General features: G+C 32.1%; 24 protein-coding genes. 15 read left to right on the top strand and 9 right to left on the bottom strand.

The annotated features are described in order from the left end of the window. Window positions 1-11: 11 nt before the first annotated feature. The 8 genes from BUB80_RS14595 (at window position 12) to BUB80_RS14560 (ending at window position 9,814) form a co-directional block, all read left to right on the top strand. Window positions 12-1,364, top strand: a complete 1,353-nt coding sequence (locus BUB80_RS14595; protein WP_073294086.1) for a hypothetical protein — start codon at window positions 12-14, stop codon at window positions 1,362-1,364. A gap of 11 nt (window positions 1,365-1,375) precedes the next feature. Then, window positions 1,376-1,903, top strand: coding sequence for a DUF1697 domain-containing protein (locus tag BUB80_RS14590; RefSeq protein ID WP_073294083.1), 528 nt, complete (start codon window positions 1,376-1,378; stop codon window positions 1,901-1,903). Window positions 1,904-2,013: 110 nt separating this feature from the next. Next, complete coding sequence (locus BUB80_RS14585; RefSeq protein ID WP_073294081.1) at window positions 2,014-2,427, top strand: acyl-CoA thioesterase; 414 nt, start codon at window positions 2,014-2,016, stop codon at window positions 2,425-2,427. Between the two features lie 150 nt (window positions 2,428-2,577). After that, window positions 2,578-3,387: a 3-deoxy-8-phosphooctulonate synthase gene (gene kdsA / locus BUB80_RS14580; RefSeq protein ID WP_066758312.1), complete on the top strand. Its 810-nt coding sequence runs from the start codon at window positions 2,578-2,580 to the stop codon at window positions 3,385-3,387. A gap of 174 nt (window positions 3,388-3,561) precedes the next feature. Continuing rightward, on the top strand, window positions 3,562-5,781 hold the full coding sequence (locus BUB80_RS14575; RefSeq protein WP_073294079.1) for a TonB-dependent receptor plug domain-containing protein: 2,220 nt from the start codon (window positions 3,562-3,564) through the stop codon (window positions 5,779-5,781). Between the two features lie 201 nt (window positions 5,782-5,982). Next, a complete protein-coding gene (locus BUB80_RS14570; protein WP_073294077.1) occupies window positions 5,983-6,360 on the top strand; it encodes an HYC_CC_PP family protein in 378 nt (125 codons plus the stop codon). 105 nt (window positions 6,361-6,465) lie between these two features. Then, window positions 6,466-6,939, top strand: coding sequence for a DUF3347 domain-containing protein (locus tag BUB80_RS14565; protein WP_073294075.1), 474 nt, complete (start codon window positions 6,466-6,468; stop codon window positions 6,937-6,939). Window positions 6,940-7,027: 88 nt separating this feature from the next. Then, window positions 7,028-9,814, top strand: coding sequence for a multicopper oxidase domain-containing protein (locus BUB80_RS14560; RefSeq protein ID WP_073294073.1), 2,787 nt, complete (start codon window positions 7,028-7,030; stop codon window positions 9,812-9,814). A gap of 13 nt (window positions 9,815-9,827) precedes the next feature. On the opposite strand, the gene BUB80_RS14555 is transcribed toward BUB80_RS14560, so the two are convergent. The 6 genes from BUB80_RS14555 to BUB80_RS14530 form a co-directional block, all read right to left on the bottom strand. After that, window positions 9,828-10,292, bottom strand: coding sequence for a hypothetical protein (locus BUB80_RS14555; protein ID WP_073294071.1), 465 nt, complete (start codon window positions 10,290-10,292; stop codon window positions 9,828-9,830). Beyond that, on the bottom strand, window positions 10,292-11,410 hold the full coding sequence (locus BUB80_RS14550; protein ID WP_073294069.1) for an FAD-dependent monooxygenase: 1,119 nt from the start codon (window positions 11,408-11,410) through the stop codon (window positions 10,292-10,294). The genes BUB80_RS14555 and BUB80_RS14550 overlap by 1 nt, the downstream gene beginning before the upstream one ends. Before the next feature lie 34 nt (window positions 11,411-11,444). After that, window positions 11,445-11,939, bottom strand: coding sequence for a GNAT family N-acetyltransferase (locus BUB80_RS14545; protein WP_073294067.1), 495 nt, complete (start codon window positions 11,937-11,939; stop codon window positions 11,445-11,447). 30 nt (window positions 11,940-11,969) lie between these two features. Then, a complete protein-coding gene (locus tag BUB80_RS14540) occupies window positions 11,970-12,572 on the bottom strand; it encodes a hypothetical protein (protein WP_073294151.1) in 603 nt (200 codons plus the stop codon). A 155-nt stretch (window positions 12,573-12,727) separates the two neighbouring features. Beyond that, on the bottom strand, window positions 12,728-13,594 hold the full coding sequence (locus BUB80_RS14535) for a sigma-70 family RNA polymerase sigma factor (RefSeq protein ID WP_027385416.1): 867 nt from the start codon (window positions 13,592-13,594) through the stop codon (window positions 12,728-12,730). Window positions 13,595-13,898: 304 nt separating this feature from the next. After that, the gene (locus BUB80_RS14530; protein ID WP_073294065.1) at window positions 13,899-14,690 is read right to left on the bottom strand and encodes a S1/P1 nuclease; all 792 of its coding nucleotides are present in this window, start codon (window positions 14,688-14,690) and stop codon (window positions 13,899-13,901) included. A gap of 442 nt (window positions 14,691-15,132) precedes the next feature. Between BUB80_RS14530 and BUB80_RS14525 the strand changes: the two genes are divergently transcribed. The 4 genes from BUB80_RS14525 (at window position 15,133) to BUB80_RS14510 (ending at window position 19,507) form a co-directional block, all read left to right on the top strand. After that, a complete protein-coding gene (locus BUB80_RS14525) occupies window positions 15,133-16,050 on the top strand; it encodes a type VI secretion system baseplate subunit TssG (protein WP_228433829.1) in 918 nt (305 codons plus the stop codon). A 53-nt stretch (window positions 16,051-16,103) separates the two neighbouring features. Then, window positions 16,104-17,006 (top strand): TssN family type VI secretion system protein, encoded by a 903-nt coding sequence (locus tag BUB80_RS14520; protein WP_073294061.1) that lies wholly within the window; start codon window positions 16,104-16,106, stop codon window positions 17,004-17,006. Between the two features lie 24 nt (window positions 17,007-17,030). Next, a complete protein-coding gene (locus BUB80_RS14515) occupies window positions 17,031-18,170 on the top strand; it encodes a hypothetical protein (protein WP_073294059.1) in 1,140 nt (379 codons plus the stop codon). A gap of 158 nt (window positions 18,171-18,328) precedes the next feature. Beyond that, a complete protein-coding gene (locus tag BUB80_RS14510; protein WP_073294057.1) occupies window positions 18,329-19,507 on the top strand; it encodes an aminotransferase class V-fold PLP-dependent enzyme in 1,179 nt (392 codons plus the stop codon). A gap of 49 nt (window positions 19,508-19,556) precedes the next feature. Here the strand turns inward: BUB80_RS14510 and BUB80_RS14505 are convergent, their stop codons facing one another. Beyond that, on the bottom strand, window positions 19,557-20,210 hold the full coding sequence (locus BUB80_RS14505; RefSeq protein ID WP_073294055.1) for a metal-dependent transcriptional regulator: 654 nt from the start codon (window positions 20,208-20,210) through the stop codon (window positions 19,557-19,559). 85 nt (window positions 20,211-20,295) lie between these two features. On the opposite strand from BUB80_RS14505, the gene BUB80_RS14500 reads away from it, so the two are divergent. After that, entirely contained in the window at window positions 20,296-21,321 is a 1,026-nt protein-coding gene (locus BUB80_RS14500) for a threonine aldolase family protein (protein WP_073294149.1), read from the top strand. Window positions 21,322-21,365: 44 nt separating this feature from the next. Here the strand turns inward: BUB80_RS14500 and BUB80_RS14495 are convergent, their stop codons facing one another. After that, on the bottom strand, window positions 21,366-21,689 hold the full coding sequence (locus BUB80_RS14495; protein ID WP_073294053.1) for a hypothetical protein: 324 nt from the start codon (window positions 21,687-21,689) through the stop codon (window positions 21,366-21,368). Between the two features lie 94 nt (window positions 21,690-21,783). Further along, on the bottom strand, window positions 21,784-22,281 hold the full coding sequence (locus BUB80_RS14490; RefSeq protein ID WP_073294051.1) for a hypothetical protein: 498 nt from the start codon (window positions 22,279-22,281) through the stop codon (window positions 21,784-21,786). 260 nt (window positions 22,282-22,541) lie between these two features. On the opposite strand from BUB80_RS14490, the gene BUB80_RS14485 reads away from it, so the two are divergent. Then, window positions 22,542-23,501, top strand: coding sequence for a hypothetical protein (locus tag BUB80_RS14485; protein WP_139262705.1), 960 nt, complete (start codon window positions 22,542-22,544; stop codon window positions 23,499-23,501). Between the two features lie 380 nt (window positions 23,502-23,881). Beyond that, a complete protein-coding gene (locus BUB80_RS14480; RefSeq protein WP_073294047.1) occupies window positions 23,882-24,304 on the top strand; it encodes a hypothetical protein in 423 nt (140 codons plus the stop codon). Window positions 24,305-24,472 lie beyond the last annotated feature (168 nt).

Raw genomic sequence — 24,472 nt, 5'->3', positions numbered from 1 at the left:
TTTTTGAAAAAATGATGAATATTTTAAAAAAAACAAATTTTCCCTTTACTGTTTTTTTAATAGCAATCGTTACATGGATATTTTTAGCAGTAACGGTATTTTTAATAAATAAATATGTGGTATTTACCGGAAACAATCTCTTATTTCCGTTTTCGGTAATCTATCCATCCTCATTTCTAATAATAGGCAGTTTATTCTGCCTATTATTTTTAGGTACAGGGCTGTGGGCTTATCAGTATCATCAGAAGCTCAACTTCTTTGTGATATATATAATCTGTACATTATTGATTGTATTTGGAAATATGGGACAGGGTAATGTAGATATTGCATTTCTACAACCTTTTTACCTTAAAGGAAGACAGTATTACGCCGATGCCATTAATATTACAGATTGGAGATTATGGATATTGAACTTCAACCATAATTTAGAGTCTTTCCAGATGCATACACGCACGCACCCGCCCTATACAACTTTAATTCATTATGTTTTTCTAGAACTATTTAATGGAAACATATTAGGATTGAGCCTTGCATTTTTAGCAATTTCCCTTTGTAGTTTTCCGTTATTGAATTTATTAATGAAAAACTTTAGGATAGATAAAACAAAAAGGAAATTTTTGTTGATATTATTTGCGATCATTCCTTCGGTTAACATCTATCTTTTAGTTTCTATTGATGCTTTGGTTCTTACAACAAGCTTGTTATTTTTATGTGGAATTTCAACTATTTTCGTTAAAAATAAATTAAGCTTTGTCGGGATTTTAATGAGTGTTGCGGGTCTGATCCTAACCAATATGCTAACCTTTTCAGGGCTGTTTTTGTTTGCATTTTTAGGACTTTTAGTCTTAGTTACATTATACAAAAAGCAATATTCTGTTTTTATAAGCTCTATTATTTGCATTCTTCTAACAGTTGCTTTCTTCTATGGAAGTTATGAAGTTACAGGAAGTAATCATTGGGAGACTTTTAGAGAAGCCAGCCATTCTGAGAATCCAAATGGTTTTATGTTATTTCATTCACCAATTGTTTATTTCTTTACAAGATTGGAAGATATTGGCGAGATTTTGATTTTCCTGTCGTTTGCTTATATCGCATTGTTATTTAGTTTTAAAAATGAAACATTAGGATTATTTTCAGATGAACAGATCACTACTTTTTCATTAACAGGAATTGTAGCCCTGGGAGTAATGTTTCTTACAGGTGCTTATGGGACGGGGGAGACAGCAAGAGCTTGTTTGTATATTGTGCCGTTTTTTATATTATTTTTGAAAGGATTGAATAGCAACAGAACACTTAAAATACTGTACGTACTTTGTTTATTACAAACCTTCGGAATGCAATTGATAGGAAATTATTACTGGTAAAAACGTAAAATATGAAATACTGTGCTTTTCTTCGAGGCGTTAATGTAAAAGGAACCAATATGAAAATGGCTGATGTTTGCCAGGTTTTTAAAGATGCCGGAATGGAAGATGTTAGTTCTATTTTGGCTTCAGGAAATATTATTTTTTCGTCTGATAAAAAAGCAGAAGATTTAAAGATAATTCTTGAAAAGGCTATGTCTGAGCATTTCTCTTACGAAGCTTTTCTATTTGTTAAGTCTCAGCAGGAAACAGAATCTTTCTGGAAGAATAATCCATTTGAAAAGAATGAAAATTTGCATGTTTATACTTTTGTAGGAAGTCCAGAAGTTGAAAATATCTTATTGAAAGAGTTTGAGAATGCGGCTAAAACAGAGCATGAAAAAGGAGAGATTGTCAATAATATTTTCTATTGGCAGGTTTCAAAAGGAAATACTTTAGATTCTACTTTTGGCAAAATTTTGGGAAAGAAAAGCCTAAAAGATCAGTTTACAAGCAGGAATATCAATACTTTTGAGAAAATCTTGAAAAAGATTGGCTAAATGATTTAGATCATAAATTTTATTTTTAAATTCGCTTCAATAAAAGAAATAAAGTACTAATGCAACAATCTTTTTCTTTTATTGAAATTTACTGATAATTATAGTTTATTATGAAATATTCAAAAGAGTATACCGTTAAGGATGAACATATTGATGTACAAGGGATTATGGACGGGTTGTATTATCCGTTTTACATGGAATACTGCAGACATTCTTTCATTGACGAGATTTTAGGTTTTAACCTGGAAAACGAAGCAAAAAACGGGGTTAATATGGTTTTGTCTGAATATACAATCAACTTTCTCAGATCATTAAAAAAAGATGATGTTATTACAGTAACATGTGAATTGCACCGCGACAAAAATAATATTCCTAAACTGCACTTTAAGCAAGCTATCATTTTGAATAATAAAGTGGTTACAAAAGCAGTTTTTTCAGGTACATGTGTTCCCGCAACAGGAGGACGACCATTTATTCCGGAAACATTAAAAACGATTATTGAAAACGCTCCTGTTTTAGAATAAGCTAATCTTTAAGATTAGTTTTTTTGTTTTTCAATTTCATTGGAATAGTGAGTTAGGATTATATAAGGATAGATTTTGGTAAAACCCTTAAATAATTTCCGATTCTGAAACTTTATAAGTATTTTTACTGAACTTTTAATTTATAATAAAATGATTCAGTATTTAGATAATATCCATCACAAAGATTCCAAAAACTTTTTCCTTATTGCCGGACCTTGTATTATTGAAGGCGAAGACATGGCGTTGAGAATTGCCGAAAAAGTAATTGAATTAACCAATAAATATAACATTCCATACATTTTCAAAGGAAGCTTCAAAAAAGCCAACAGAAGTAGAGTCGATTCTTTTACGACGATTGGAGAAGAGAAGTCTTTGGAAATTCTTAAAAAAGTGGGTGAGACTTTTAATATTCCTACCACTACAGATATTCATGAGAACGAGCATGCAGCTTTAGCGGCTCAATATGTTGATGTTCTGCAGATTCCTGCATTTTTAGTTCGTCAGACAGATCTATTAATTGCTGCTGCAAAAACAGGAAAATGTGTTTCTTTGAAAAAAGGACAGTTTCTTTCTCCAGAATCAATGAAATTTGCCGTTCAGAAAATTACAGATTCTGATAATCAAAAAGTTGCCATTATCGAAAGAGGAAATTCTTTTGGATATACAGATCTAATTGTTGATTATAGAGGAATTCCTACCATGAGAGAATATGCACCTGTTATTTTGGATGTTACGCATTCTTTACAACAGCCTAATCAAAGCTCAGGAGTAACGGGAGGTAGACCAGATCTTATTGAAACCGTTGCAAAAGCAGGTATTGCGGTAGGAGCAGACGGGATTTTTATAGAAACTCACCCAACTCCGGAAACTGCATTATCAGACGGGGCTAATATGTTAAGACTTGATTTACTAGAAGATTTATTACAAAAATTAACGCGAGTAAGAGAAGCGATTTTGTAATTCTTTAGACTACACCATACATTCATATTCATTCAAATTGTTTTCGAAATTTTGTTGTAATAGGCAGAATTTCGAAAATATTATATAAACCTCATTTTAATAAATGTTAAAGAAAGTTTAAATAAGTTAAAATAAAATTTATATATTCACGTTTGAAATTTTAAAACATTTCTTTTGAAAAAACTAGTTTTACCACTGAGCCTTATGGTTCCCATGTTAGTATTCTCTCAAACAAAAAAGAAAGATACAGCACGAACAACAGATATCGAGGAAATCGTTTTCCAGAAACAAGTGAAAGGAAAAACGAATGACCTTACTGCTGTGAAAATTTCAGCTAAAGATGCTCAGAATGTAGCAAGTATTTCTGGAGGTATTGAAGGAATTATTAAAACTTTACCTTCTGTAAACTCCAATACAGAGCTTTCTTCACAATATATGGTTCGTGGTGGAAACTATGATGAAAACCTTATTTATATTAATGATATTGAAATTTACAGACCTTTCCTAATTAGGAATTCTCAGCAGGAAGGTTTAAGTATCATTAATCCTGATATGGTTTCTACTGTTAATTTCTCTGCCGGAGGTTTTGAACCGAGATACGGAGATAAAATGTCTTCTGCATTAAATATTTATTACCGTGAGCCTCAGAAATTTGAACTTTCAGGAGAAGCGAGTTTAATCGGAGGAAGGTTAACAACAGGTTTTGCTTCCGGGAAAAAAGACAGTAATGGTAATAAAAAGTTTACGGCTTTATTCTCAGGAAGGTATAGAAATACAAATCTGATACTTAATACTTTAAAAGAAGATACCAATTTTAACCCTAGATATTTCGATTTCCAGACGTATCTTAATTATCATATCAATGAAAAGCTCTCTCTTTCATTCATAGGGTATTACTCTAAGAATGATTACGAAATGATTCCTAAAGAACAAAGTATCGATTTTGGTTCTTTACAGAGGCCTATCAATCTTAACGTGCTTTATGCAGGTAAAGAAGATGATAAGTATAAAAATATGATGGGGACAGTCTCTGTGAATTATAAGCCATCAGACAAGTGGAAATTTACGTTAGATGCGTTTTCTTATCAGAATAGAGAAAAAGAATATTACACCATACAATCTGCATATATTCTACAGACTTTTGACCCTGTTACAGGAGATCCAACCACTTCATACGATGCGGGTGGGCAAATAGAGCATGCAAGAAATGATTTATTTGTAAGAACCTATGGAACACAGTTCAGAACTAAATTTTCTCCTAATGTAAATACAGATATTGAAGTAGGATTTAAATATGAAAAAGAAAATCTGAAAGATCTTACCAACGAATGGAAATTGGTAGACTCTGCAGGATACAGTCTTCCACATGAAGAGTTCATTGATCCCAGGAATCCAAAGGATTTAAAGTTGATGTATAATATTTCGGGGAATAACCATATTGAGCCTACAAGAATGTCTGCTTACGCACAGTATTCTCAGAAATTTTACTGGGGTTCCAGTAAGGTTTTTGTAAATGCAGGAGCCAGAGTTTCCCATTGGAGTTTTAACAATGAAACGATATTCTCTCCAAGAGCTCAGTTTGCTATTAAACCGGATTGGGATAGCGATATGCTATTCAAACTTTCGGGAGGAATTTATTATCAGTCGCCTTTCTATAAAGAGATCAAAGATTTAGATGGCAATTTTAATCAGAATATTAAGTCTCAGCGTTCCATTCAAGCTATTTTATCGAATGATTATGAATTTACAATGTATGACAGACCGTTTAAATTAACGACAGAATTATACTATAAGAAAATGAATAATCTGATTCCTTATTACATGGATAATGTGAGGATTCGTTATTCAGGTCAGAATAATGCAACAGGATATGCATACGGAATTGATACCAGATTATTCGGGGAATTTGTTCCTGGAGTAGACTCTTGGTTATCTGCAAGTTATGCCAGAGTATATGAAAATATTGACGGTAGAGGAGATATTCCCAGACCAACAGATCAAAGGTTTAGATTTGCGATGTTCTATCAGGATTATATGCCGGAATTTCCTTCTATGCGTGTGAATCTAACGTTAACTTACGCTATGGGATTGCCAACGGGTGCGCCGGTTCTTACAGATCCATATACTTACCAAAGAACATTACCTTCTTATAAAAGAGTGGATCTTGGACTTTCTAAAGTATTCATTGACAGAAAAGACAACAAGAAGACCTACGGTTTCTGGGGTAATTTTGAAGAGCTAACCTTAGGGGTTCAGGTTTTCAATGCCTTTAATATCAGAAATACGGTTGCCAACCAATGGATTACCGATGCTAATACCAATTTAATGTATCCGGTTCCGGTTCGTTTAACAGGTCGTTTCTTCAACGTAAAACTTGAATTTAAAATTAAATAAATTAGAATTTAGATTTAAAAATTAAACATAATCATCTGTGAAAATCAGTGTGATCTGCGGGAAAAAGAAAAATCAACAACAAAATAAATTAAAAATCTCCTGAATAATTTCAGGAGATTTTTTTGTTTCCTGAATTTTGTAACAACATCACAGAATTTTATAACAGTCATTCAATACTTATTTTTACCTTTGCTACAGCATATGAAAAAGATTCTTGCCATATTGTTTTCTATTTTCTACTTCGGATTTTCTTCCGGGGCAGTTGTTAGTGTACACTATTGTATGATGGAAATGATTTCCGTGGGTCAAAAAACGGATGATCTATGCAGCAAATGTGGTCTCAAAACGAAGAAAGACTGTTGTAAAACAGAAGTGAAGATTGTAAAAGTTGATGATTCCCAGAAATCAGATTTCTTGAAAATTAATTTTTTACAACAAATTTCTGAAATTCCAGATCATCAATTTTTCTTTGTAGACAGGTCTTTTTCGGCTACAAAATTTACTCAAATTCAGATTAATGCACCACCTGAACGCAGGGCGGTCCCCATCTTTATAAATCATTGTAATTTTAGAATTTAGAATATGTCAGTCGTTTGGTATTGTTACCATTACGGACGACATGGCGTGTCGCAATAGGCGATATTAAATTATCCTTTATTAATTATAATTCTAAATTTTAAAACAATGAAAAAATATATCATTACAGCAGTATTCTCTTTATTTTCAATTATTTCTATTTCTGCACAATCAAAATCTGATGCTCAGGTTTCTAAGTTGTATCAAAATTATATTACCATAAAAACAGCGTTGGCTTCTGATGATGCAGATAAAACTTCAAAAGCAGCTGCAGAATTCATTAAAACTGCATCAGCGATTGATTATAAAGTAGTTTCTGAAGGGAACTTAAATGTCCTTAGAAAAGATGCAACGGCAATTTCTGATGCCAGAAGTATTGCGGCACAAAGAGAAACATTCTCTAATCTTTCAGATAATATGATTGCGTTAACGAAAGAATTCAAACTTTCAGCTAAACCAGTCTTCGTTCAATATTGTCCGATGGCAGACGCAAGTTGGTTGAGTAACGAAAAACAAATCTCAAATCCTTATTACGGAAGCTCTATGCTTACTTGTGGAAGTGTGAAGTCAGAGATAAAATAAGTAGTGTACTTATCTTTAAAATAATGAGTTGTATAGCTTAAATTATAATTAACTTTAAGCTATACATTTTCAAATAATTCGAAATATTATGAAAAAGCTAATACTATTTCTGATATTTTTGTTCTCTGTTTTCACTTTCGCACAAACAACAAAAACATATTACACCTGCCCAATGCATTCTGAAGTAGTCTCTTCAAAACCAGGAGACTGTCCAAAATGTAAAATGACATTGGTGAAAAAGGTAGTTGTTATAAAACCTACGGTCATTCCAAAGCCGGTAGCGAAGCCTATTATAAAACAAGAAACAAAAGTTGTAGAAACAAAGAAAAATATAACTCTAACTAAGGTTAAAGCAAAGGTTGAGTCTAAAATAAATGCAAAGCCCAAAACGAAAGAGGCTCAAAAATCAGATAAAATAAAAGAAGTTAAAACGGTATCTAAATCTTTACCTCAATCTCAGTCTCAAATTACTTACACCTGTCCGATGCATTCGGATGTGATTTCTAATAAACCTGGAAAATGCCCAAAATGCGGTATGGATCTGGTTGAAAAAGAAAACAAAGAGGATAAAGTGACTGAAAATCAAAATAATGAAAGTTCAATCTTTAAAAGAAATTCCGAAAATGGGAAAGTAAGTTTTGGAGGAAAGACAGTTCGTTATGATTTGTATGTAAAAGATACGATCGTCAATTTTACAGGTAAAAACCGAAGAGCAATTGCTGTCAACGGTAAATTACAGGCTCCGACCTTATATTTTACAGAAGGAGATACCGCGGAGATTTATCTTCACAATATGCTGAAGGAGAACACAGGTTTTCACTGGCATGGCGTGATTTTACCCAATGAACAAGATGGGGTTCCTTATCTTACCACAAAACCTGTAAAACCTGGTGAAACACATTTATACAAGTTTAAAGTTTCACAGAATGGAACGTATTGGTACCATTCTCATGAAGGTTTGCAGGAGCAGATAGGAATGAACGGAATCTTAGTTTTCAATAAAAGAGAAGGTGAACCGAAAGTTCAATATACCAAAGAAATTCCAGTGTTATTAGGAGATTGGAGCGATGATGATCCCATGCAGATTGCCAGAAGACTTCACATGGCCAATACAGATTGGTATGCGATAAAGAAAAATGCTGTTCAGAGTTATTGGGAAGCTATAAAATCTGGAAATTTCGGAACAAAAGCATTGAACGAATGGAAGAGAATGGAGGCAATGGATGTGAGTGACGTTTATTATGATAAATTTCTCATCAACGGACAGCCGAGTTCTGATTATTCAAATTTAAAAGCTGGCGATAAAGTGAGGCTGAGAGTGGCTAATGGAGGTTCTTCCACCTATTTTTGGTTGAATTTTGGAGGAGGAAAATTTAGAGTGGTTGGCAATGACGGCAATGATGTTGTTCCTGTGGAAGTCGACCGTTTGATTGTAGGGGTTTCCGAAACCTATGATATTGAAGTTACCATTCCTGAAAATAAGAGCTTTGAATTTCGGGCAACTTCAGAAGATAGAATTGGTCATGCTTCTCTTTGGCTAGGTGCCGGAGAAAAAATTGAAGCTCCGAATTTACCAAGATTAATGCTTTTTGAAGGTATGAAAATGATGAACGGAATGATGGAAATGAGCGGAAATATGAAGCCGATGAATATGACGATGGGAAATCAAATGATGGATATGAATGAAGTAATGTATCCTGAACTTCCTGAAATTCAGAGAAAAATGACGGCTAAGCATATGAATGAAATGATGGGGATTAAAGAGAAAGAGTCTAAGAAAGAAGAAGATCATTCGAATCATTCAGGAATGGATATGAAAGAAGAAAAATCCATTAAAAGATTATCTTATAATATTTTAAAATCTCCTGAAAAGACCATTCTTCCTACAGAAAATGTAAGAGAAATGAAGTTTACGCTGGAAGGAAATATGAACCATTATCTCTGGACATTGGATAACAAGACTGTTACAGAAACAGATAAGATCTTAGTTAAGAAAGGAGAGGTTTTAAGAATTACGCTCTATAACAACTCAATGATGCGTCACCCGATGCACTTGCATGGTCATGATTTTAGATTGATCAATTCAAAAGGAGAATATTCGCCGCTAAAAAATGTGGTTGATATTATGCCAATGGAAACAGATGTAATTGAGTTTGCTGCGAATCAGGATGGTGACTGGTTTTTCCACTGTCATATTTTATACCACATGATGGCAGGAATGGGTAGGATTTTCAGTTACGAAGATTCAAAACCCAATCCTCAACTTCCAAATAGAAAACTTGCGTGGAAAGATTTTATGAAAGACAACAGAATGGTAAGTTCTATGGCGATGCTGGATATTGCAAGCAATAAAATTCATGCAGAGACAATGACGATGTTTGGGCCAAGATGGGCTAATTTAAATGAATTTCACACCAATTGGAATATGGATCATTTTGACGGAAACTTTAAAGTGGGAAGATTTCTAGGAAAATTCCAGTGGGCATTACCTTATGCAGGTTTCAGGATTCAGAAAAATCATGAGATCATGGAAAGAAAAATGGCAGAAGAAATGGGAATGGATTTCCATGGTAAGAAAACCTGGTTTGGGCAGCAAAAAGCGTCAAAAAACAAAGCTACCTTTATTATGGGTGCTCAATATGTTTTGCCAATGTTGGTGACGGCTGATGCCAGTGTAGATCAAAACGGAAAGGTTTTATTGGAACTGAGCAGGGAAGATATCCCAATTTCCAGAAGAATAAGAGGAAATTTCAGTCTTAATTCTGATGGAGAATTTACAACCGGTTTGAGATATATTGTACAAAAATGGTTCTCAATCTCCGGAAATTATGATAATGAAATGGGCTGGGGAGCCGGGCTTACCTTAACCTACTAAAAACAGAAGGAACTCAATTTGAGTTCCTTTTTTTATATTTAAAATACTGATAGAACAACGAAAAGCTAATGAGTGAAATTATTGAAATAAATATCCAAAGAGCAGCCTTGCTAAAATTATCTTCATTAATTAATTTAATACAACAAGCCAATCCAGATAAAAGGGTTATTAAGGCTAGAGATAAATAATTGCTTTTATCATAATTGAAAGAAGGAGACTTTCCTCCGGTATAATGTCCCGGATTATACATGTTTTCGTTCCATTCCTTATAGCCTTCAAGTATTTCTTCATCAGGTTCTACATCGGTTTCATCTATTTTTAAATCTTCTATGATTTTTAAAATTTCATCTTTTGTTTTTTCATCCGAAAGAAGAGATTTCGTTTTTAAATCTGCAAAATGAGGAATATGTTGCTCTTTTAAATAAGAACTGGCAAACGCAAGATTAGATTCGAATTTGAAGGTTTTTACCGTGATCATTATAATTCCAATTGTATAACTTTTTCAACTAATTTTTGATTGGTGGTTTCCGGAATAAGCCTCATAAAGAAATTACGTAGAGAATTTCCTTGTTCCCATTGCGAAATTTGTCCGATTTTCCAACTGGTATTTACAATATAGTCAACCTTTTTTCTTCTGATTTTTTGAAATTGCTCGAAGATGAAATTAAAGTCTTTATGCTTCTCGAGTAACTTCCCAATAATGTAAGAATCTTCAATAGCCTGACAAGCACCTTGCCCCATGTTTGGAGTGGTTGCATGAGCTGCATCACCAATCAGGCAAAGGTTTTCAGAATACCATTTCGGAATGGGCGAGAGGTCTATAATATCATTCAAAATAATATCTTCTTGTAGAGTTGATTCAAGAATATGTAAAACTAGCGGATTAAAATCAGAAAAATAATCAAGCAAATTTAAGTTATTGTTAAATTTTTTTTCATTGATTAAAGCATACCAATATACTTTCTTCTCCGAAAGCTTCACAAAGCCAAAGCGTTTCCCATTCCCCCATATTTCAAAGGCTTGATGATGGTATTTTTCAGGCAGTTCAAAATCAGTGAGTCCGCGCCAGCATTTTTGCTTTGCATTTCTAATCGTTCCTGTTTCAAAGATTTGATTTCTTATGTTGGAATGAATTCCATCGGCTCCGAAAACAATGTTACTTTCTATTTTTTGCCCGTTTTCAAAGTGTAAAAAATAGTGTTCTTTCTTTTCTATTTGCTGTAAAGAATGATCAAGCTTAATATGTTCAGAACCTATATTTTCAGCCAGTATCTTTTGTAATTCGGCTCTGTGAATGGCTACATTACATGAATTGTATTTCCTTTCTAATTCAGAAATATTGGTTTTTGTTATAGGCTTCAGCTTTTCATCGGTGATCGAAATTCCGTGAATTATATTTCCTGCTTTCTCAATTTTCTCTTTTAATCCTAATTGATCAAAGATCTGCATCGCATTGACAGCCATCATAATTCCGGCTCCGACAGGTTTTATTGCTGGAGCAGATTCATAAATAGTGAAATCTAAATGATGCTGTTTTAAAACGTTTCCAAGCGTTAACCCTCCAATTCCGGCTCCGATTATTGAGATTGAATTCATCAGCTATACAGTTTTGTTGTTTGAAAATAGACTTTTATAAAGTCAACATATAATTTTCAGATACTTTTTTAAACCCATATTTTTCAAAGAAATGATGCGCTCCTTTATTATTGATCCCACTTTCTAGTAAGATAAAATCGATTGACCAGTTTTTAGATTCCTGAATGGCCTTTTCCAATAATGTACTTCCAATAGATTGCCCACGAACCGATTGATCTAAAAGCATATCTTCAAGGACGGCGTAACTTTTAAAACCACTATTAATAACATAGAAAACAAGCATTCCTATGATTTTCCCTTCATTATTTTCTGCGATTAGAATTTTTAAATTTGAAGCAGAAGTATCTTCTTCACTAAATTGAGCGGTTAATATAGATTCCAGATCAGCGCTCCATTCAGTTGGATTTGCTGCACGCCCGGTTATTATTTCACTGTGAGAAATATAAGATTCTGTTTTGTGGGTGATAAAGAAATCAACCAATTCTTTAATTCGTGTTTTTTCGTTGAGCCATTGGGTGGTGTATTGCATGATTTGAAATTTATATGTAGTTGATTTTAATTATTTTAAGTTTTTTATTTCATTCAATAATTGATTTTGTTTATTGATGAAATTATCTAAACTGTCTGTTTTTAGAGGATGCGCATTTTGGTATTTTTCAATTTCGGGAAGGGTTTTCCTAATTTTGAAAATCACGTACTGATTGTGTAATTTTACTTTATTCTTGTCAACTTCCGCAATTAAATCTTTAATACGTTTGATTTTTAAATGATACTTTTCTAAACTTGCGTTTACTTCTTTATTAATTTCCTGTTTTAATAGAGAGTCGCTTATTGCTCTTGCTAATGTAGCTGCATCGTTGTAGTAAGTTTCAGTCTTACCAATAATACCATTATATTGAGAAGTTCCTTTTTCTGTTTCTTCGTTTATTTTGTTAATTTTATCATCAAGAGCCTGAAGTTTCTTATCATTTTTCATTAATTCTCCATAAATCTGATGAACCATATTTATATCACGAGAATATAAGCTACTTTCTTTTAATGATCCTACAGAAGATTCTGAATTATCTACAGCGTTTTCTACGATGGGTTTGTTTTGATATTTATTTTCTGAGCAAGAAAGTAATGATAGAGATAGGATAGAAGAGAAAAGTGTTTTTTTCATAGTTTGTTTTTTTTGTTTCGCTGCCATTTCGGTAATAAGGGAAACTCTTAATGGATAATTTATTATTTCAATTAGTTGAAGATACTTCCAAAATTGTTACAAAAAAAAGCGGAGCTTGAAAAAACAAACTCCGCCTAATAATTGTTGTGCTAAAATTATTTACCTAAATAAGATTTCAAGATCTTGCTTCTGGTATTATGTTTCAGTCTCTTAATTGCTTTTTCTTTGATCTGACGTACTCTCTCTCTTGTAAGATCGAAAGTTTCACCAATTTCTTCTAAAGTCATTGGGTGTTTTCCGTTCAATCCGAAGTACAATCTTACCAAGTCAGCTTCTCTTGGAGTTAAAGTATTCAATGCTCTTTCAATTTCAATTTGAAGAGATTCAAGCATTAGATCTTTATCCGGACTTGGAGATTCTCCTGAACGCAATACATCATAAAGATTAGAATCTTCACCTTCTACTAGAGGTGCATCCATAGACAAGTGTCTACCGGAGTTCTTCATAGATTCTTTAATATCTTCCTCACTCATATCAAGAACTTCAGCCAATTCTTCCGGAGAAGGTGGTCTTTCGTTTTCTTGTTCAAGGTGAGCGTATGCTTTGTTGATCTTGTTGATGGAACCAATTTTATTCAATGGTAATCTTACAATTCTTGACTGTTCTGCCAAAGCCTGTAAAATAGATTGACGAATCCACCAAACCGCATAAGAGATAAATTTGAAACCTCTAGTTTCATCATACCTTTTTGCCGCTTTCATTAATCCTAAGTTACCTTCATTAATTAAATCGGGTAAAGAAAGACCTTGATTTTGGTATTGCTTAGATACGGAAACTACGAAACGAAGGTTGGCCTTGATTAATTTCTCTAGTGCAGCTCTGTCGCCCGCACGTATTCTTTGTGCCAAATCTACTTCTTCGTCCGCAGTGATCAGTTCCACTTTACCAATTTCCTGCAAATACTTGTCTAATGAAGCAGTTTCCCTGTTGGTTACCTGCTTAGTGATTTTTAATTGTCTCATTTATTTTATCCTCAAATATAGAGTTACATTATATTATACGTTTGAAAGAGTAAAAAGGTTACACAAGTTTCAATATTTATTACTTAATTAAAATAAATTTCAAAAATTAAGCGTACATTGTAGGAATTAATACTCTGAAAATAAGAGTTTAACCACTAACAGTAATGGAAAAAAGCTACATAAGAAAATTTAATCTTTTTTTATTATTCAGCATAATCTCTATCATTCAACAAAGAAAAAAGTGAAGCCGAAGCCTCACTTTTATATATTAAATGAATTAAAAATTCAATATTGACGATTTATATTAAAAAAGGTCATTCAATAATTTTGCTAATCTCAATCCTCCGTAAAGAAGTTGTCTTTCTAACGTATCATTAAATTTATATTGATAGTCATAAGATAATTTTGAACCCTCTGGAGTCTGCGCATAAATTTTATTTGCGATTTTATGAGAGTCATACAACCAGTCTTCTAACGTTCCTGTTTGAATTTGTTTTACTTCGTCTTTAGATTTGATATCCAATAATGTTGAATATTCTGTGTAGCTATATTTTTGTGAGTCTACTAATTTTCCATCCCAAACTGAGTGTAAATTTGTTTTCTCTCCAAAATAAGTGACATTAATTTTGTTTCCACCTAAATCTTCAGATCTTCCTGTGTGCATAGGCTGAGCAAGATCTCCCATAATGTGAATTAAGAAAACCAACGCAATTTTTCTGTCTTTTTCAGAAGTTTTCTCATCTTTTATCTGAGCAGACAATGTTTTTACTTGCGTGTAAAGATTTGGACCAGCCTGAGCTTTTAAATTTTGCTCAAATGCTTTAAAATCAGTCTGTGGATCAATATTTACATAATGCCAAGCTGAAGCCTGCTTCCAAGCTCCTGTAGTATCAGATTTAATAAAATCTGGCCAGTTTGCCCAATACGCAAGACGCTCTCTTCCCATTATTTTTTTGATCTCTCTTCTCGCCTTACCAGATAAATGGTTTTCTGCGATCTCTGCAATAATTCTGTGCCCCGTTAATCCCCACGCATAAGAATACAATGAAGATGCGATGAATGCTAACATCAGAATTTTAGAATAAATACGTTTCATTTTTTAAATAACATTTTTCAGGTTGCAAAGATACGGCTCACTTTCTGAATAGTATTAAAAATTGGCTGATTTATTATCGTTGTTACATTAATAAAATTTAATCTAAATAAAAAGTTTGTATTAAATCATTTTTATTTTCTTAGACGCGATGTAAACCTCATAATGTAAGATTGATAGAGTATTGGTAGGCAATGTGAAAACAATTTAATGTTTCAATTGTAATGTATAATATTAACTTTACTAGTAAAGATGACGGAAAAAACTAAAACACACCTATTTACCGTATTTTCACGGAATTTACTATATTATTCTTTGTAATGCCAATAAATTAGTACTTTTAGAAGAAATTTATTGAGAAAATATTTTTTCAATAATCAGAGATATATTACCTTTACAAGCCATAATTACAGGAAACACTATGTATGAAAATAATATTGTAGAAATGAATTACAATAAACTGCAGACAGACTTTAAAGCCGAAGCTGTTGCAGTGAATTTATTGAAGTATCACAGAACGGTAAGTAATATTTTCATTGAACGTATTGGGATCAATGACAGAGCTTATTTAAAAGATATTAAAAATATTTCGAGTAATTATTTAGGCTTTGATGAAGAGGTTTTTACGATAGAAACCTATAGAGAAGGAATCTACGATTACCTTCCGGAAGGGCTTTTTCATCCACCGTCTCTAGGTGCTACGAGAAAAAATGTAGAAAGTGTTGTTAGAGAGATTCGTAAGCAAAAGATCGTAGAAGAGGATGCACGTAAATTTTTCCGCCCGTTTGAGCTGGAAGTATTTTTTACAGAGATTAGTGCTTTGCTTAAAGAATTTGATTTTGATCTCACCAGTGACACGGATTCTTTGCTGAACACCGTGAGTGAACTTTGGCCTTTGATAAAAATGCTAGATAAGCAAAATGCTTATATCTTCATTTATATCTTACCATTTTTTCACCAGATACGAGGAGATAAAAAATGGTTTGAAAGGTGCATGACTGCGTTTTTACAAGTGCCTGTAGAAGTTACTTTTTCACCGAATGTAATTGATAATATAGATGAAAATGATGATTCTATGTTACTAGGAAATTCAATATTGGGAGTAACCTACATTCCTAGTGGTAAGCATATGGATGGACAGAGAAATTGGGTAATAAATATTGGCCCGATTCCGTATCAACACATGAAAAAGTATATTGCAGGAAATCCTTTCAGAAAAGTGCTTCAGGCTTTATATGATTATTTTCTTCCGGTAACGGTAGATGTGGAAGAGAATTTTATCACAGAGAAGAAAGAATATTCATTTATGCTGGAAGATAATGAAAGAAATTCAAACCGCCTTGGATACTCTACTTTTCTGTAAAATATTTTATTATATTTACAATTACCAACATAATATAAATTCGAAAAAAATAGATGGAAGTTTCTTCAGTAAAAGGGGTCTTTTTGAGGTACATTTTAATGCCTTTAATAGCAGTTATCATGATGGTTATCTTGGGGATAATCAGAAGAAATAAACCTGCTATAAAAATTAAAGTAATTATAATTTACTTTTTGTTGTGCAGTTTATGTCTTGCTTTGCCAGGATTTTTCGGGTTTGCAGGAAACTTATTTAATCCGTATTGGTATCTTATTGCACAGATAATCTATCTTATTTTGGGGATTATTCACGTTAATTTATTGCATAAATATTTCAAAAAACATATTGAATCTCTTTCAATGAGTATTCTGTTTGAATCCGTTCTTTCATTAACATGTATCGTATTCGGAGGTTATCTTTTTTATCTTATTTTCAATTGGATGAGTAAAGAAACGGGATATGCTCTTATGTCGGCTACAAGTATGTTGATTTTCCTTGTTCCCATGGTGTTTTATTATTGTTATATCCAGTTTATCAGTATTCCATTTGATATTTATAAAACATGGAGATATTCACCGGATCAGAAATTACCAGATTTTGAAGGCGCAGATTTTGATAGACTTATGGTATTGAATGTTGAGCTTAGTAAAAATTTAGAAGATTCCAACAGATTTAGAATTAAAGCTAAAACTTTACCCACAGGAGTTACCTACGGAGATTGGTTTTATAGAGTAGTGGATGATTATAATCATAAAAACCCTGGTTCTATCATTCATTTATCAGATCAGGAAAAAGAACCTTATTATTGGATATTTTATACAAAAAAATCGTTTTTCAGCTTCAGAAGATATATTAATTTCGATATGGATATCACCGAAAATGGCATTTCAGAAAATGAAGTAGTTATTTGTAAAAGAGTTATCCAACATGAAGAAGAAGGAATTACGAAAAAATCATAATCACAAATTTTAAAAGTATTACATATGATACAGCCTCTAAAACACTTTGCAGTCAATTGGGTAGATGGGATGAAAGTTTCCCAGAAACACCTGAATGATCAGGATGATTTTTTAATAGATACCATCAGAGATTCTAATTCTCTGGCGATTACAACTTATAATTACGGACTTTTACCTATTCCGGCTGAGTTTACAGATAAAACTATTTTTGATGTTCAAAATACTGCTACCAATGATGTGCAATTAGTTATAAAACATTGCAGTGCAGTAACTTTAGCAGGATATAGAGTTGAACTCAAAGACAGAAGAGTAAGCGTAAAATCCTTAGCAAAATTAAGAAATGAAGAACAGGCTGATGGTGAATATTATATCTTAATTTCTGTAAATCCGTTTGATAAGGTTCCATTTGGAGAGGTTGATCCGGAAGAAATTCCTCCTCGTCATCCAAATACACAATCGAACCATCTTATAGAGCTCGTTCCTGTAGCTTCTTTAAACAGCAGCTATTCTGGAGGGAACTATCTGATTGCAGGAAAAGTAGACTTGAAAGGAAATATTGCACAAATTGATTCTAATTTTATTCCACCTTGTACCTCTATTCAAAGCCATCCCGCTTTGATAGATTATTACACACGCTTTGGGAAATCTATTGGAAATTTGCAGCAGTATGCTTTCAAGATTATTCAGAAAACATCTCATAAAAATCAAAATACTGCATTAGCTCAAAACGTTAAATATCTGTGCAGTACAATGGTTACCATTTTTGGAGATATGTACTTCCAGTTCAGAAATATTACTCCGGGGCAACCCCCTATATTCCTGATTGAATCTTTTGCAAAATTAGCACTTCACCTATATAATGCTACTCAGGTTTTGGTTCCTGCAGAGTTGGAAGAAATGTTGAATTACAGTTTAGAATGGAGTGAAATTGCTCCTCATACTTTACTGAACCAATTATCTACTGTTGCTGAAACCAATTACGAACACCATCGTTGTGGAGAGCCACTTCGCGATATTAATTTGATGTTGAAGAGTTTAGAGACGATTTTCTCTAAATTAAGTGAATTGGAGTATATTGGTCAAAGAAAAGAAAACATCATTGTTAATGAACAAGAAGTTTCTTCTAATAACAATCCAAAAAGAGGTTGGAGTGTTCTAGATTAATTTTAAAATCACTTTCAAAAAAATAGTTAATCCCGAACATCATAATTCGGGATTTTTTGTATAAAATTGTTTGATTAAATTTTCAAGGTTTTTAGTTAATATTATAGATATTCATCTGTATAAATAATTGAAATTAATGGGAGACAAAACAATAAAAAATGAACATAGACTTAATAAGACAAGACACAAAGGGGCTATCCGATAATAAGATATTTTTTAACAATGCCGGTTCATCATTAATGCCAAAGGTTGTGGTAGAATCAATGATTGATTATCTTCAGCAAGAAGAGCAATTTGGAGGATATGAAGTAGCCAACCGAAACGCAAAATTATTAGAGCAGTTTTATGAGGAAACCGCAAAATTAATCAACACTAAATCTTCAAATATTGCTTTTGCAACAAGTGCTACAGAAGCATATGCTAAAGCTTTATCAAGTATTATTTTTAAAGAAGGAGATTGTATCATTACCACGGTTGACGACTATATTTCTAATCAGATTACCTTTATTTCATTACAGAAAAAATTAAATGTAAAGATCATAAGAACAAAAAATCTTTCAGATAATGAGTTAGATTTAGAAGATTTAGAGAATTTGATCAAACAACATCATCCAAAATTAGTAGCGGTAACTCATATTCCTACCAATTCTGGATTGATCCAAAATATTGAGGGAGTTGGAAAAATCTGTCGTCAGTATGGCATTTTATATTTGGTTGATGCCTGCCAAACTGTTGGGCAAATGAGTGTGGACGTTGAAAAAATTGATTGTGATTTTCTTACTGCCACAGGGAGGAAATTTATGCGTGGCCCCAGAGGAACAGGATTTTTATATGTTGCCGATAGAATATTAGAACAAAATTTCGCTCCTATATTATTAGATTCAAGAGGTGCAGATTGGACTGAATATAATGATTATGAATTATTTAAAACAGCAAAAAGATTTGAGCATTGGGAAAATTCTTGTGCTTCAATAATTGGTTTTACAGAAGCGATTCGCTATGCTAATACCATTGGTTTGGATAGCATTGAAAATTATAATAAAAAATTAGCAGAAAAACTGAGAGGGAATCTCCAGAACGCTGGGTTTAAGATACAAGATAAAGGAAATCATTTGAGTAGTATCATCACTTTTTGTGGGCCTGATGGTGATCTTGAAAATATTCAAAGGGTCCTTAAAGAGCACAATGTATTTTCCTCAGTGACTTACAAAAACTCAGCATTGATAGATTTTACAAACAAAAATGTAAACGGAATAGTAAGACTTTCACCGCATTATTTCAATACAATGGAAGAAATTGAAACCGTTTCTGAAATTTTGAAAAATAGTTTGAAATAAAGATAAGGGATAGAAAAATGGTGATTTAGACACTCTAAATCACCATTTTTTATTTTTTTACTAATATTTTCTCGGTTGCTTTTTTACCCAAAATTTCTTGTTTCCCATCTACTTCAACGGTTACGGATTTATCAAAACTTTCAATTTTAATAATTTTTATTTTGGTATCCAAAAGTAGTTTTCTTTCTGTTAAATAATTAAGAAAGGCGTCATCGGAAAGAGTTACCGAAGCAAAAATTACCGTTTCACCAACCTGACAGGAACTTAATTTCTGTAAATCCTGGGCTATAATATTTCCATCTTTATCAGGAATAGGTTCTCCATGAGGATCAAATTTTGGATAATCTAGGATTTCATCCATTTTATCAAAGAATATAGTAGAGTGTACGTGCTCTAGCTGCTCTGCAATTTCGTGAACATTTTCCCAACCAAAATTCATTTTTTTTACCAAAAACATTTCGGTAAGACGGTGTTTACGAACAACCAAAGAGGCTTCGCGTTTTCCTTTTTCTGTGATTCTGAGTGGTTTATAAGTTTCATAAATAACCCAGCTTTTATCTGCAAATTTCTTCATCATATTATTAACACTCGGCATTTTTACATTTAAAAATTTGCTAAGCTCGTTAATCGTAACCTTTCCCTCATTGTCAACTAAATGAAACAAGGCTTTCAGATAATTTTCTTCTGTTAATGTTGTTTTCAAAATGTTAGATGATTTTCAATACAAATCTAACAAAATTTTATTAAAATTCTGCTCTTGTTATTTTAACTTTTTTTACTTTTACTGTATGAAATTTTCATTTAAAAACGACTATTCGGAAGGATGTCACCCGAATATTTTACATGCACTTTTGCAAACTAATCTAGATCAGCAGGCTGGTTATGGTGAGGATGATTATTCTTTACAAGCTAAAGAATTAATCAAAGAGAAGATTAAAAATCCAAATTCGGACATTTATTTTGTGTCCGGTGGAACTCAGGCTAATTTAATTGTTATTTCTTCTATTCTAAGACCTTATCAATGTGTAATATCCGCGTCTACAGGACATATATTAAATTATGAAACCGGAGCTATTGAAGCTACAGGACATAAAATTTTAAATATTAATACTGAAGATGGAAAAATAAGACCCTCAGATATTATTCCTGTTTTGGAAGGCCATCAAAATATTCCCCACCAGGTAATGCCAAAGTTGGTGTACATCTCTAATTCTACGGAGTTGGGTACCATTTACAATACAAAAGAATTAGAAGATTTATTTACTTTTTGTAAAGCAAACGGGCTCTATTTATTTATGGATGGAGCTAGGTTGGGACATGGTTTAACTTCGGAAATCAATGATCTGACTTTAGAAAAAGTGGCAGAGCTAACCGATATTTTTTATATTGGTGGAACTAAAAATGGAGCATTAATAGGAGAGGCTATTGTTATTAATAATCAGGATCTTCAACAAGATTTCGCCTTTAATATTAAACAGAAAGGGGCATTAATGGCAAAAGGAAGGCTATTGGGAATTCAGTTTCTGGAACTTATGAAGAATGATTTGTATTTTGATCTGGCCAAACATGCAAATAACCAGGCCATGAAAATCAAAAATGCAATGAAAGACAAGGGAGTAAAGTTTCTTACAGATACTTATACTAATCAAATATTTCCTATTTTAACTAATAGTTTGATTGCTATTTTAGCTGAAAAATTTGATTTTTTTGTCTGGGAGAAAATTAATGAAGATCATTCTGCAATCCGACTTATCACTTCTTGGAATACCAGTGATGAAGCTGTCAATAGATTTATTGAAATTCTTAATAAATAAGTTATCATAAAAAGAAAGACAGCCTACATAGACTGTCTTTCTTTTTATTTATCTTCGACAAGTATTTTCTGGATGCCCTCAATAACTTCATTTTCAAGTTTTTTTATCCTTTCTTTTTTCATGTACATATAAATCCCGATAGGAAAACAAAAGATTAAATACAATAACGCAGAATCGGAAGCAGTCTCAGTGGTTACTTTCCCAATTTCTGGTTTGGCATTTATTTTTACATTTCCTGTTAAAGTAAAGCCACTTGTTCTTACTTGTAATGCTCCAAAACTTGTCTGAATTTTATATTGTGGAAACGTTTTCTTCAGTCCATTTATTAATTCATCTTTTGAAAACGGTTTAAAATTTAAACTTCGCATAGTGTTATTTGTAATTTATGTTAGTATGAGAGTGAGCCCGTACTATAGCAAATACCATGCAATGTATTTCAATATTTAGGGAATAATATTTCTTTTATTTCAAAGCTTTTTCAACCAATTTACAATCAGCTAGTTTATAGCTGGTTCCATCATATTTTATTTTATTCTCATTTATATATTTAGTACCTGTTTGAGCATCTTTTTCTCCGGTACCTTCAATTAATGCATCTTTCTTTTGAAGAAAATAAATATCGTTTGTGTTTCCTTTTTTTCCTTCAGCGGCAAATTCATAAGTTAATTTCAGCGTATCACCAGATTTTATTCCAGATAATGTTCCTTTTGATTGATCTTTTTCAAAGAATTTATTGTACATTTTTCCTGTAACAGTTCCTAAATTATCATCAATGCTTACAAAAAGAGAGTCTTTTCCAACTACCTGCATGTAGCAAAAAGATTTAGGACCCAATGTATCAATTACTGGTTCAGCGACTGCAACAGAATCAGTTTCAACTTTTGGAGCAGGAACTTCAGTTTTTTTATTACAATTAAGTAAGAAAACAGAGAATGTACTTAATAAGACTAATTTTTTCATATCCTTTTTATTATGTTAAATTCAAATTTCGCGTTGCTAAAATACCAATACTATTTTTAATAGAAGTATTTGTAAATTAAAAATATTTTTTGTTTTAAAATATTTGTGATTTTATTTTTTGAAGAAATAACGTATTTATGGATGATTTTCCTAATCGCTGAGAATCGCTTATAAAAAATATTTTCGAATAATTTCCCGTACAGCGGAAAATAAATTGAGGCACGATAAATGATGCTAACACAATAAATAAATTCATGGTTATGAGAAATTTACTTAAAATTATTTGTATTAGTCTGTTTACTTTTGGACTTCATCTGTTAAAAGCAGAAACTCCACAAAATTATATCTATACTTCTTCAGGAGATCTGCAGAAAATAGAAAAACTGATTACCAGGAAAGATATTGGTGGCGTTCAAATTGTTTATAATTGGAGATCATTAGAAACAGCGAAAGATGTTTATGACTTTTCAAGAATTGAAAAGGATCTTGATTATTTAACTAAACTGAATAGAAAATTGTTTATTCAACTTCAGGATCGTTTTTTTGAACCTAAAGCGAGATATGTTCCTGATTATGTATTAAATGAAAAAGAGTATGCGGGAGGACTGGTTCCACAATTTGATAATCCCGGAGAAAATAAACCTGTTGGAAATGGATGGATAGCCCAGCAATGGAATCCTGCAGTTCAGCAAAGATTTCAAAAATTAATAGGAGAGTTGGCTAAAAAGTTTGATGGAAAGATTCAAGGGATTAATTTACCCGAGACTGCTATTGACATTGATATGAAAAGAGACAAAACAGGTTTTAGCTGTGATAAATATTTTCAGGCTGAACTTGATAATTTGAAGTTTGCAAGAAATGCCTTCAAGAAATCTTACGTCCTACAGTATGTGAATTTTTTTCCTTGTGAGTGGGATAACGATCATAAATATATGTCTAGATTATTTGAATTTGCAAAAGAGAATAATGTAGGTGTGGGTGGACCAGATATTGTTCCCAATAAAAATGCACAGATGAAAAACTCATATCCATTCTTTAATAAATACAAAGGAAATTTATCTTTGGTAGCAATGGCAGTACAGGAACCGACATTAACATATAAAAATCCAAAGACCAAAAAGCCTTTTACAAAAGAGGAGTTTGTAGAGTATGCAGAAAGTTATTTAGGAGTTAACATAATATTTTGGAGCGTAGAATCTCCTTGGCTGAAAAATTCTTGATTTATATTAAACCATTAAGATTAAGATAAATTTTAATGGTTTAATTATTTTTTCTATACTTTCAAATAGCTACGAAACCCTCTCGCATTAGTCATCTATTTAAATAGAAAGTATGCTCCTGCTATTTTGTTATATCAAGGTATTGTTGTCGATTCATAAACATAATATAGTTTTTTAGAAATAATTACACAGTATAATGAGTTGTTTTATTGAATTCAATAAAATTAATTTGTATATTTATACTATTATTCATGATTGTATTTCGCGTTGGTAGTTAAATATGTCCTAAATAACATGTTTTCTATAGATTTTAAATTATTTAATAAATAATTAGAATTCAATGCAATTCGTAATTTTTAATATACCCAAATATAAATATTATGATAACCACTACCACTAGCCCCATTATTGGAGCATTAGAAACTGGAAATGCAAATGAGATAGATATCACTTCTTCATTTATTCTAGATGAAGAAACATATTTATTTGATTATAGATACCCTCATCTCTTAATGGGAGTGGGAGTTGCGAATAACTTAGAGAATGGAGATATTGAAAAATCGTTTAATGATACTAACTCTAAATCTAGTAAGACAACCGATAATCGCTGGAATATTTTTTCTAAAAATGATTATGATAGCAATCATACAAAAATTATAAGTGTTTCCGTGATTTTAGATGAAGAAGACCCTAGCCTTGAAATTCAGGATTATAGGTTTATTTCTTATTTTCTGTTAGGATCTATGGAGGATTTGAATTATTATTATTATATAAAAGAAGATAAGGATCAGTCTGATTTATAATACTATCTGTATATCCGCAACCAATCATAACATTATTCATTGATTTGTAAATCAAATAGATACGATATCTGTTTTCTGAAGTTTTACCCTAAAATTAAACTAAAATATCTTCAATTATATCTAGATGAACTCATTTTACAGATTAAATCAGACATATATGGCAATAAA

Source organism: Chryseobacterium polytrichastri (genome assembly GCF_900142445.1).
GTDB classification, from domain to species: Bacteria; Bacteroidota; Bacteroidia; order Flavobacteriales; family Weeksellaceae; genus Chryseobacterium; species Chryseobacterium polytrichastri.
The sequence above is the reverse complement of the archived record's forward strand: the minus strand, read 5'-3'. Positions and strand labels throughout refer to the sequence as shown.